The sequence below is a fragment of the Sporosarcina sp. 6E9 genome (assembly GCF_017921835.1).
Classification (GTDB): Bacteria; Bacillota; Bacilli; order Bacillales_A; family Planococcaceae; genus Sporosarcina.
In genome coordinates this window covers 2,125,676-2,137,978 of the sequence record NZ_JAGEMN010000001.1, presented here as the reverse complement: position 1 = coordinate 2,137,978, position 12,303 = coordinate 2,125,676, and the positions used below count along the sequence as shown (strand labels likewise).

At 41.9% G+C, this 12,303-nt stretch carries 6 protein-coding genes; all 6 read left to right on the top strand.

Features of this window, described 5'->3' with window-relative positions:
* Positions 1-44: 44 nt before the first annotated feature.
* The 6 genes from J4G36_RS10810 to J4G36_RS10785 all read left to right on the top strand — a co-directional run bounded on the left by J4G36_RS10810 (position 45) and on the right by J4G36_RS10785 (position 12,281).
* Entirely contained in the window at positions 45-3,992 is a 3,948-nt protein-coding gene (locus J4G36_RS10810) for a S8 family serine peptidase (RefSeq protein WP_210470005.1), read from the top strand.
* Between the two features lie 595 nt (positions 3,993-4,587).
* The gene (locus J4G36_RS10805) at positions 4,588-5,460 is read left to right on the top strand and encodes a ComEC/Rec2 family competence protein (protein WP_210470004.1); all 873 of its coding nucleotides are present in this window, start codon (positions 4,588-4,590) and stop codon (positions 5,458-5,460) included.
* Between the two features lie 13 nt (positions 5,461-5,473).
* Positions 5,474-5,686 (top strand): DUF3006 domain-containing protein, encoded by a 213-nt coding sequence (locus tag J4G36_RS10800; RefSeq protein ID WP_210470003.1) that lies wholly within the window; start codon positions 5,474-5,476, stop codon positions 5,684-5,686.
* A 257-nt stretch (positions 5,687-5,943) separates the two neighbouring features.
* Positions 5,944-8,853, top strand: a complete 2,910-nt coding sequence (locus J4G36_RS10795) for a S8 family peptidase (RefSeq protein WP_210470002.1) — start codon at positions 5,944-5,946, stop codon at positions 8,851-8,853.
* Positions 8,854-9,345: 492 nt separating this feature from the next.
* Positions 9,346-10,509 carry a CDP-glycerol glycerophosphotransferase family protein gene (locus J4G36_RS10790; RefSeq protein WP_210470001.1) on the top strand — a complete coding sequence of 388 codons (1,164 nt, stop codon included), beginning with the start codon at positions 9,346-9,348 and terminating at the stop codon, positions 10,507-10,509.
* A 65-nt stretch (positions 10,510-10,574) separates the two neighbouring features.
* On the top strand, positions 10,575-12,281 hold the full coding sequence (locus J4G36_RS10785; RefSeq protein ID WP_210470000.1) for a CDP-glycerol glycerophosphotransferase family protein: 1,707 nt from the start codon (positions 10,575-10,577) through the stop codon (positions 12,279-12,281).
* Positions 12,282-12,303 lie beyond the last annotated feature (22 nt).

The window sequence follows — 12,303 nt, the reverse complement described above, 5'->3', positions numbered from 1 at the left end:
AGGAATCGTAATAATTCAACAACAAGAAAAAAGGAGGAACTCACATGCACAAAAAGCGAAAAATCAACATAAAAATTTTCAGCATTATCGCATCACTACTCATGATTTTTTCACTACTAACACCCAGTTTCACTAACGCAGAATCTACAAAAGTAATCTATGATTCTGAAGCAAACACATTACAAGAAAAGGTAAGCAACCGTTTGCTCACCGATTTCAAAAACAACGAAAAAGTAACATTTCTCGTCAAATTCAAAGACAAAGCAAACACCACGAAAGCCATCCAAGAAGCCACCAAACTTTCCAAAAATCAAACAGCATTCCAATCCAAACTAACAAAGCGATCTGCACAAGTTGCAGAACTTAAAACAGTCGCCGAGCAATCACAACAAGACGTTCTCCATTACCTAACCCAACAATCGAAAAAAGGAAACGTCGATAAAGTCACGCCATATTTCATTGTCAACGGAATGGCGGTAACAGCGACGCAAGAGGTCGCCGAACAAATCGCGACTTTCGATGAAGTAGAAAAAATCCTTAAAAATGAAAAGCGACAACTCGTCACGGAGATAAATCCCAAAACACTCGAAAACAACACAACGGAAGTCTCTAACGTAGAGTGGAACATCGAGCGCGTGAAAGCGCCAGAAGTATGGGATATGGACATTGACGGCACAGGCGTTGTCGTGGCAAGTATCGATACGGGCGTTGAATGGGATCACCCTGCGCTAAAAGAAAAATATCGCGGTTACAACACCGAAACAAACGAAGTGAACCATGACTTCAACTGGTTCGATGCAACAGCGAACCAAAATACGCCATATGACGACAATGGCCACGGCACGCACACCGTCGGAACGATGGTAGGTAGCGAACCGGATGGAACAAACCAAATTGGTGTCGCACCTGGCGCGAAATGGATTGCTGTAAGAGCATTCACGAAAGACGGTGGCACCGATGAAGATTTATTGGCGGCAGCGGACTGGATTTTAGCGCCGACTGACGCGGAAGGAAATACGCGAGTTGACTTGGCTCCAGATATCGTCAATAACTCATGGGGCGGGGGACCGGGACTTGATGAATGGTATCGCGATGTCGTCATCGAGTGGAGAAAAGCCAACATTTTCCCAGAGTTTTCTGCGGGTAATGTTTCAAGTAGCAACCGCGGTGGACCAGAATCGATTGTTTCACCAGCAAACTATCCCGAATCATTTGCAACAGGCGCGACAGATATCGCGAATGACCTAGCAGGTTTTTCACTCAAAGGACCATCCCCTTACGGCGAAATTAAACCGGATATTTCAGCACCGGGACAAGTCATTCGTTCGTCAGTACCAGGGGGGAGTTACTTCGAAAACAGTGGAACATCAATGGCCGGCCCTGCAGTATCAGGCGTGGCGGCATTACTTCGTTCCGTGAACGCAACGATTTCTGTTGATGAAATGGAAGAAATTATACTCGGAACAGCCATTCCATTAACCGATGAAGAATATCCTGAATCACCAAACAACGGCTTCGGGTATGGATTAATTGACGCATACGGCGCTGTATCCGCAGTTACCGAAGGCGTCGGAACTGTAGAAGGAACCATAAAAACGAACGAAATCCCGCTAAATGCGCACGTAAGCATCGAAGGACGCGACCGATCCGTGAACACGAATCCGAATGACGGAACGTATGCGTTAAAATATGCAGGCGGAGATTACACACTCATCGCTGAAGCGTATGGTTACGAGACAAAAGAAGCACCTGTAACAATCGAACGTGACGAAACAACAACCGTTGATTTCACATTGGATGCAATTCCGCAAGCAACCATCAGCGGAAAACTCACCGACAAATCGACGGGCGCACCAATCGAAAATGCGACATTACTATTAAAAGAAGATGCAAATATCGCACCAGTGAAAACCGACGCAAAAGGCCATTATGAATTCACAGCCTACGAAGGAACATACACTGTGAAAATCACGGCCCGAGGCTTCAAGAGCCAAGAAGTCGAAATCACGATCGATGGCGATCAAACCATAAACCACCAATTAACGCCTTTCTACAGTTACGCTGAAGAAGAAATCGCCTACGACGATGGAACTGGCGAAGGCGCAAGCAGATTCAAAGATGCAGGCCACGGGTGGGGAGTCAAAATGTCCCTTGCACCTGGCGAAGAAAAGGCGATGGTAACAGGTGGAAAATTCCTGATAAACGTACGCACAAGCGACCACTTCCAAGTTGAAGTCATGGATGCATCGGGTCCTGGTGGCTCACCAGGCAAGAAAATCGCCGGACCGATTGACGCGAAGGCTTCAGCAACCGGATGGACAACGGTCGATTTACGCGATGAAGGCATCATCGTCGACGGCGACTTTTACATGGTCTACATCCAAACTGAAGACAGCACAACGTCCACATCGCTTCAACAAGACAAAAGCAGTCCATTCCAAAGCCGTAGTTGGGAAATGTACAGCGGTTACTGGTACCAGCTAGAATCCAGTTTCCTTGTGGGCAATAAAAGTATCCGCGCACTTGTCGAATACGAACTCGATCAACCGATTATCACTTCACCAAAAAGTGAGGACGTCACAAATAACGAAGCGATGATTATAGAAGGAACTGCGCCTTCAAATGCAACCGTTAAAATTATAAACAACAGTGAAGAGGCAGGTTTTGGAACAGCCAATGCCGACGGAACTTTCGCAGTCCCAGTCAAATTGTCCAATGGGAAAAACAAACTTGAAGCCTTCGCCATCCTGGACGATAAAACTGTAGGCGAATCAAACCCAATCATCATCACGCTAAATACTGAAAAACCGACAATTGACCAATTAACACCGAAAACCGACCAATATGTAACGCCCGGCGATGAGGTAGTCGTCTCATTCAACAGTAATGTAACCAGCGGGAAAGCAAACTTTGAAGTAAAACTTCCTGGCACATTAAATACGAAATCCACTTCCGAAAACGATATGGAAGAAGTCGAACCAGGGAAATACCAAGGAACTTGGACAGTCCCATCAGCGACCGAACTTCAAGGCGCAACAATCGAAGTTAAAATCACTGACGACGCGGGCAATCAAACAACAGCAGAAGCAAACGGCAAACTATTCGTTTCCCAAAAATCAATCGACCGACTTGCAAACGACAACCGCTACTCAACAGCCAATGAAATTAGCAAAAAAGGCTGGGCACAATCAGACACAGTCGTTCTAGCACGTGGCGATAATTACGCAGATGCACTAGCTGGTGTACCATACGCCCATCAACAAAACGCACCCATTTTATTGTCACTAACGAATGATCTATACGAAGAAACCCTAGCAGAAATCACAAGACTAGGTGCCAAAAAAGTAGTCATCTTAGGCGGCGAAAGCGCGATAAGTGCTAACGTTGCAGGCCAATTAAAAACAGCGGGACTCACAGTCGAACGCATCTCAGGTAGCGACCGTTTCGAAACAGCAGCGAAAATCGCGAGCAATATGGAAGCATCTGATAAAGTCGTCATTGTAAATGGCATGGATTTCCCAGACGCATTATCCGTAGCCGCACACGCAGCAAAAGAAGGACTTCCGATACTATTAACACAGTCCGACAAGCTACCAACGAAAACATCTGATGCACTTGAAACACTCGGCGCAACCGAAACAATCGTCGTCGGCGGAAAAACAGTCGTATCCGAAAAAGTAGTCAACCAACTACCGAATCCAACGACATTAGCAGGCGACGATCGTTACAAAACCAATAGCGCAATCGCCGAACACTTCGGTGTAACAAGTAAACACTTATACATCGCAACCGGCCAAAACTATGCCGATGCCTTAACCGGCGCAGTCTTAGCCGCCAAAAACGACAGCGCAGTCCTACTCGTACACACGCGAGTACCAGAAGTCGTGACTGAATATATCACCGAAAACGGCACCAAACGCCTAACAATCTTCGGCGGCGAATCAGCAGTAAGTAAAAAAGTTGCCAATGATCTTGAAAAGATAATTCAATAAAACAAAGCTAGACTCCGTCAAACGATGGAGTCTAGCTTTTTAATATTGTGCAAAAAAGATGTCCGCGCAATCCAACTTTATCTCCGCCCAAATCAACAACCCCACGCATTCGCTCTCGCAGTCCTCTCATAGAAACAAAACCCCAATTACCAAAACCCACTAAGTGCAAAAAACCACACCCGAACTCCTCTCCAGGCCCCGCGAATTCCGCGCCCTCCACGAACTCCTCGCAACCGCTCCCGAACTCCTCTCTCGCCCCGCCGAATTCCGCGCAATCCACAAATTTCTTCCAATCCCAGCATCCAAACTATTTATATTTTATAAAAAATAGTTCTATAGAATCTTTTAAACACGTGCTACAATATACTTGTATTTAGGTAAAATATGGAGGACTTGGTATCTTCCATATACTCATGCTAAGGGGGTAGTAGACTGAACTATTGAAGAGTTCTCGCGTAGTAATGAGATAAGAAGTCTATCTATTAGCAGTAGTTCGAATAAACTCCAATTAGATTTAGCTCATGGAAAATGGTTGTACGGATAAAACATTTTAATAATAGAGCACGGATTATTTTTATCCTAAAGGAGATAAAAAATGAAACATAAAATTGGGATTTTAGGGATTGTCGCAGCGTTATTCATTTCACTGTTATTTGGAACGCAACACACAAACGCAGCAACAAAGGATTTAGTCGTCCATTTTATTGATGTCGGGCAAGGTGATTCAATCTATATTAAAACGCCTAACGGCAAAAACATCCTGATCGATGGAGGGAACAAAGCCAAAGGACATGACGTAGTCACCTATCTGAAAAAGCAAAAGGTGAAAACGATTGACTTCATGATTGCGACACACCCAGACGCTGATCACATCGGAGGTCTTGATGAAGTACTCGATGCCTTCGTGGTGAAAAATGTATACGCCCCAAAAGTTTCGCACACAACACAAGCCTATAAAGACTTCCTACTGGCTGTAAAAAGAGAGAAATTGAAAATAAAAACTGCGAAAATCGGCGTTGATCTACCAGTAGGCGACAAATTAATCGTCATGAAATTTCTCGCGCCCGTAAAAAGCTATGCCAATAGCGATTTAAACAACTGGAGCGCCGTGCTGCACTTGAAATACAACAAAAATACTTTCCTAATCACCGGCGATGCTGAAACACGATCCGAAAATGACATGATTGCCAAGAAAGTGCTATCAAAAGTTGATGTGTTAAAAGTTAGCCACCATGGCTCGAAAGGATCGACAACAGAAAAGTTTTTAAACGCGGTGAAACCCAAATATGCAGTGATCAGCGTAGGCAAAAGGAATCGATATAAACATCCGACACCAGAAACCCTAAAACGTCTCAAGAAAGTTAATGCACAAGTATATCGCACGGATACACAAGGAACGGTAAAGGCCACTTCCAATGGAAAGACAATAAAATTCCAAGTGACGACCAAACCTAAAAGCGTGAAATAAGGAAGGTGTTTTCATGAAAGGAATCATTGATCGATTCGAACATAAATGGGCAGTTGTTGAAATCGATGGTGAAACTCAAGATTTTGAAAGAGCCATCTTTCCAACAGAAGCAGTTGCCGGAGATGTTGTGAAAATTGAAGGCAATAAAGTAACAATCTTAAAAACCGAAACGAAACGACTTAGAAAAGAAATCGAAGAACTCATGGATGAAGTATGGGATGATTAAGATAGAATTACAAAGACCAACCAGCCAGTAATAATAGCTGGCTGGTCTTTTTTTCCTACAATCCGCTAAGAATCTGCATGTGCCCAATATGTCGAAAAATATATATTCCCACAGTTAAGAATAGCTATTTACTTCCATAAATTACATGCGATAATATTCTAAAGCGTATAAAAAAGAGAGGAGATAGGGTGCGCTACTTTATGATTATTTAAAGCAAAAAAGATTTCGTGTTTTTCCAAAATTAGGGGGTCAGTTGCATGATGAAGAAAAAGATGAATAGGCTTGTTGTAATGCTTCTAGTTTTCACATTATCTTTCAGTTTATTTTTACCCGAAATGAGTTTTGCCCGTAATGTAGTCAGTAATGAGTCGATAGATAATCCTACATTACTAACTCAAGGAGAAACACTGAACCAAACTTTCGATCAAACGGAAGCTGTCCACTGGTATGAAGTCACACCTTCAAATAATGACATTACTGTGAACACGCATATGAGACTGACAGTGTCTGGTGAAGCAGAACTTGAGGTCAAGATTTATCCGAGCAAGGAAAAAGCGAGCCAGGATGACACATTTGCAAGGTATGAGGCATTCAGTGCAGGGGACCAACATGCTCAACTGGATTTTCCATTTGCTTGGGAAGGCCCATACTACATCAAAGTAACGCATCACGGTGAATTGGATCCAGAAGAATTCCAGGAAACAACCGATTACCAAATAAACTTTGAGTCTGTAAATCTTCCACCATCCGGTTTACAAGAGGAGACTTGTCCTGTGGAATTAAGTACTTCCCAGAAAAAGTCTGCCACTGAAATCATAACTGCGCTACATCAAGTCAGGGATGGTTTACTGAAGAAATCAGACAAAGGAAAAGAATTAAGCACGCTGTATTACAATGCCGCGCCATTTTTAGTTGCCGATATGATATTTGATAAAAAGACAAAGGAAGAAGTCTATCAAAATCTCGTTCAATTGAAACCGTTGTTTAATGACTTGGCTAAAAACGGAGAAAAAACAACCTATCGATTAACACTTAAGGATCAGCAAGCAATACAGAACTTATACGACATTACCATAAAATCTGTCCCTAACACTTTGGATAAGAAGATCAACCAGATTGCCACAGAAAAAGAGCTCTCACAGCTTGCAGGAAAAACGCTAAAAAGTATACTGAATGAATTCGGTCTACTCGATACAAGTGCAGAGACAAACAAATTGATTATTAAAATGAAAAAAGGAAAGAGCATCAAATCGCTTTCAAAAATAATAGATGCTGGAAGCTTTGGAACAAAAAATGTATCAGCATTAACATCAAGCACCGAGTTAATTAACGATAGCGATATATATGTGGCTAATTTAAACGCCGGGTCAAACAAGGCTTTAATCGATCAGCTGAATAAGTTACCCGAAGTTGAATTTATCGAGCCTGTCAGAAAGTACCAGGCCTTATCAGATGTACAATATCCGTACCAATGGTCATTGAATAATACGGGGCAAGAGGGCGGAAAAACCGCTGCAGATATCCAACATGCTCCACTGCAAAAATTGTTAAAACAGCAGAATTTAAAAGAAACATTGATTGCGGTGGTTGATACAGGTGTAGACGGCTCCCTAGCGGATTTAAAAGGGAAAGTTCGTACAGACCTAGGGAAAAACTTCGTTGCACGTAATCAGGATGCAAATGACGACCACGGACATGGCACGCATGTTACTGGCATTATCGCAGCGGGTATAGACAACGGCTACTCAATGGCAGGAATCCACCCAAATGCAAAAATAATACCAGTTAAAGTACTGAATGAATCAGGTGAGGGAGAAACAGATCATGTAGCCTTAGGGATTATGCATGCAGCAGATCAAGGTGCAAAAGTGATCAATCTCAGCCTCGGCGGATATTACAGCCGAACGATTGAGTATGCGCTACAATATGCAGCAGCTAAAAACGTCACAATTATTGCAGCCAGCGGAAACGAAGGGATGGGAGGAGAATTATCTTATCCAGCATCCTCTAAGTACGCGATAGCTGTAGGTGCAACAAACAGAATCGACATTGTAGCGGATTATTCCAATTATGGGGATGAACTAGCACTTGTCGCGCCAGGTTCAGAGATTCCAAGCTTACTTCCTGATGGCAATGTCACATACATGTCTGGAACATCTATGGCAGCACCACATGTCGCAGCCGTTGCGGGAATACTATTGTCACAAAATACTAAGTTAAAGCCGCAAGATATCAAGAAAATTTTAGTAGACACAGCAGATGATGTAGCATTTGAAGGAACCGACAATAACGAGAGGGAAGAATGCTACGACGAATACTATGAAGCGATTCCTTGCCCTACACAACCTGGACATGATTATGTATCAGGTGGGGGAAGACTAAATGCCTTCAGCGCAGTCAGTGCCGTTGAATTGCAAGTAAAGGTCAATACGTTAAAGGATAATCAAAATACTGTAACAGGTACTGCTAAAAAAGGTTCACTTATTGAAGTGAAAAAAGGTAAGGTAGTATTAGGCAAGGCCAAAACGGATGCCAACGGTAAATTCACCGTAAAAATCAGCAAAGTACAAAGCGTCGACAGCCTGCTTCACGTAACAGCATCAGATGCGAGCGGAACAGCGAAGACAGCGTTAAAGATTGTTGTGAAAAAAGGAACACCACCATCGGCACCAAAAGTAAATGCCGTGAGCAATAAATCAACAGTTGTCTCAGGGAAAACAGTTGCAGGTTTACAAGTAAAAATAAAAAATAAATCTAATAAAGTCATCGCTTCCGGGACCGCGAACAGCAAAGGTGACTTCAAAATTACCATCAAGAAACAAAAAGCTGGCACAGCACTATATGTCCGGACAACCGATCTAGCGAAGAGAGAAAGCAAAGCCACTAAGATCGTTGTAAAAGACAAAATTGCACCAAATGCACCAAAAGTAAATGCCGTAACAAATAATGATACGGTGGTAAAAGGAAAAACCGAAGCCTATGCGACAGTGTTAGTCACACATAAAGGCAAAAAACTTGGTTCAAAAAAGGCGAACAGCAAAGGCGAATTCAAAGTGACGATTAAGAAACAAAAAGCCGGATCCAAAATTTCGATATCAGCCACAGACAAAGCCGGAAACAAAAGCAAGATAACAAGAGTGACCGTCAAGAAGTATAAAAAGAAATAAGTAATTGCATGAATGCAGGTTGCCACGACACCATATTTAATTGGTGTCACGGCAACCTGATTTTTTAAATGTCCGCGCAATTTCAATTTATGTCCACCCAATCGAATAAAACCACCGATTATGTCCACTCAATCCAGTATTATCTCCTCTCAAATCAAAGATGTCCGCTCAATCGCTCAAGATGTCCGCTCAATCGTTAAAAACGGCCAATTATGTCCACTCAATCCCAAATGATCCACGCCCATTCAATGAAAACCCAATTGCCAAAGCCCACTAAGTGCCAAAACACACACCTGAACGCCTCTCCCGCCCTTACGAATTCCGCGCAATCCACGAACGCTCCTCCATCCATGAAAGAAACCCCAATAAATTGGTTAAACTAACCATAAGTTAAAGGACTTTCCGCCCCCCGCGTCGAAATGAATAACACGAACTAGGAAATAGCCACATCCGTTACAAAAACACCCACATGACAGGAGATAAAAGTGAAAAGTGAAAAGCAAACTTAAACTACTCATAACAATCATGCTGAAATTCACTTCAATAGTGACTTATCGGATCCTGTGTTTTTTAGTTGCTCATAAGAAAAATCGCATTGTCTTCATGACACCGCGCCATGCCGAGTTAAAAGACAATCTCTATTACTTATATAAAGAAATGGTCGCGGAGAAACCAGAATTTGAATATATAATTTTAACAACTGAAAATCGCCAATTGGTGAAGCCCATTCGGAAAATGATCAAAGAGTATTACTACTTGGCGACCGCCAAAGTATTTATTCTAGATGATTATTATTTGCCGCTATACTTAATACGTGTGCGCAAAGAGACAAAAATCGTTCAACTTTGGCATGCATCGGGACCGTTAAAGCGCGTCGGCTATAGTTTGAGAGGCTATCCCGATGGTCCGAACGAGCGTTATACAAAAGTGGTTCCGATTCACAGTAATTATGACGTAGTTGCTGTGAATTCAGATGCTGAAATCGGCTACTATGCAGAAGCATTTGGAATGGAAGCGAATAAAGTTCACGCCATCGGTTCACCAAGGACGGACATCCTTTTTGCGAATCAACACAACAAGACAAAAAAACAACAATTCCTAACAAAATATCCGCAATTTAAAAATAAAGAACTCATTCTTTACGCACCAACTTTTAGAGGAAGAAGCACAGATCCAACCCCATACGTCCCACAACTAGACTTGCTTAAACTTGTTCCACATCTTCAAGCAAAAAATAAGGCATTACTATTAAATCTACATCCCTACATGAATGAAAATGAAGCGTACATGGAAATTTTAGATGAAAATACAGTGTTCTGGAATCGCAACGAATACACCATAGAAGAACTTCTCATGATATCTGATGCACTAATTTCGGATTACTCATCCGTCATTTATGACTTCGCAATTCTAGAAAAACCCATCGCGTTGTATTGCTATGATTATGAGACATACAACAAACAACGAGGATTTTATGTCGATATTAAGCAATTGCTGCCAGCCACTTATTTTGAAAAAGAGAACGATTTAATCGACTGGATTATCTCAGATATCAAAAACACAGCTGAAGTAAAGCGATTAAAAGTGAAAAACTTCAAATACCAGGATGGACAAGCATCGAAGAGAATTATTAAATCAATTTTCCAGGAAAATTGACCAGTCAATTTTTTCAGGGAATTTGACTCATTAACCATCTGGTAAATGAAATGGGGGAAAGGTTTTTGTTCAATCCAGACTATAATCTCGATACGTCTCAATATCCTATGAAACTAGTATCCATTAAATGGGAACGTATTCAACTCAATTTGACATTATCAATAGGAAAAGCACCATCCGACAACTTAGACTTCTACTTATTTCACCCGCAAACAGAAAGGACGGTGTATTTTTCTCAAGTCGAACAGATAGAGGAGTTCATTCACCTACGCATCAATCTATCAGTCGCCTGGGAAAACCAAAAACCAGTCCCTTCAGGAAGATGGTTGATCGTTGCAGAAGACCCTTCCACCGAAACGGTTTCAATCGCGACAACCGCGACTTCACTCATCGATTTCGTCACGACCAATCGTGATCACAATATGAATCATTATCGAAAAACCTTTAATCCAAATTCCGCTAACCATTACAGTGTCCGCCCGATGGCCAACGATGGAAATCAACTATTCTATCTTGCAATCTATAACAAAGCTGAACATCTAAAGACAAAACACGAAATTTCTCGGGAAATATATCGAAAAAAACGGAATGAACAGAGCTTAAAGGTCAGGCGAAGAATCTTCGAGTTAATTTATAAGCTATCAGGGCGAATTTTTGGGATAAAAGACAATCGAATCCTGTTCACATCGGATTCAAGAGCGGTGATAGGGGGGAATCTGAAGTTCGTTTACGATAGGATAATTAAGCGGAAGTTAGACGGAAAGTTTGACCTGAAAATGCTGTTTAAAGAAAATATTACCCGACGACGAAATTTCCTAGACAAGTTCAAGCTTCCTTATTATCTTGCTACATCGAAAACAATTCTGTTGGATGATTTTCACCCGATGCTTTACAACGTGGAATTTGATAAGACGCAAAACATCATCCAATTATGGCATGCATCCGGACCATTTAAAACAGTTGGTTATTCGCGAGTTGGTAAACCAGGGGGACCAAGTATCAATGCCCACTCGCATAAAATATACACAAGTGCAATTGTCGCGTCAGAACATTCGATTCCATTTTATGCAGAAGCTTTCGGCATGCAAGAAGCCGATGTTTATTCGACCGGCATTCCAAGAATCGATCCTTTCTTCGACGAGGCATATAAAGAGAAGATTAGAAGTAAAATGTATAAGGCGTTTCCAAAGGCCAAAAACGCAAATGTGATTTTATTCGCGCCAACATTTCGAGGGAGTGGACCGAAAACTGCTTATTATCCGATGGTTCAAATCCATTTAGAAAGGCTCGCGAAGTATGCCCGGGAAAATAATACAGTCATCATCTTCAAGCTGCACCCTTTCGTCCGGGAAGAAATTGAAATTCCAGAAGAATATGAAGATGTATTTATCGACGCATTTAATTACCGGGAAATAAATGATATTTTACTAATTTCAGATGTTCTCATTACGGATTATTCATCGGTTGTGTTCGAATACGCCTTATTAAATAAACCGATGATCTTCTACGCATTTGATTTCCATCATTATATTTCAAGTCGCGACTTTTACGAAGGGTTTCAAGATTTTGTTCCGGGAAAAATCGTCATGAATTTCAACGAGCTTATGAAAGCATTGGCGGAAAAAGATTATGAGATGGAAAAAGTGCAGCAATTCCGAGACAAGTATTTTAAATACCATGATTCAAATTCGACTGACCGTGTCATTGACTGGTTAATATTAGACGAGTTTCCGGAAGATATACCGAGGGGACCTAGACAAAAGCTTATATGAGGAAAATGAGAAGGGGTGGACA

Bases quoted from the DNA above. Each gene is read 5' to 3' on its own strand.
- J4G36_RS10810 (WP_210470005.1), top strand. From the start codon at position 45: ATGCACAAAAAGCGAAAAATCAACATAAAAATTTTCAGCATTATCGCA.
- J4G36_RS10805 (WP_210470004.1), top strand. From the start codon at position 4,588: ATGAAACATAAAATTGGGATTTTAGGGATTGTCGCAGCGTTATTCATT.
- J4G36_RS10800 (WP_210470003.1), top strand. From the start codon at position 5,474: ATGAAAGGAATCATTGATCGATTCGAACATAAATGGGCAGTTGTTGAA.
- J4G36_RS10795 (WP_210470002.1), top strand. From the start codon at position 5,944: ATGATGAAGAAAAAGATGAATAGGCTTGTTGTAATGCTTCTAGTTTTC.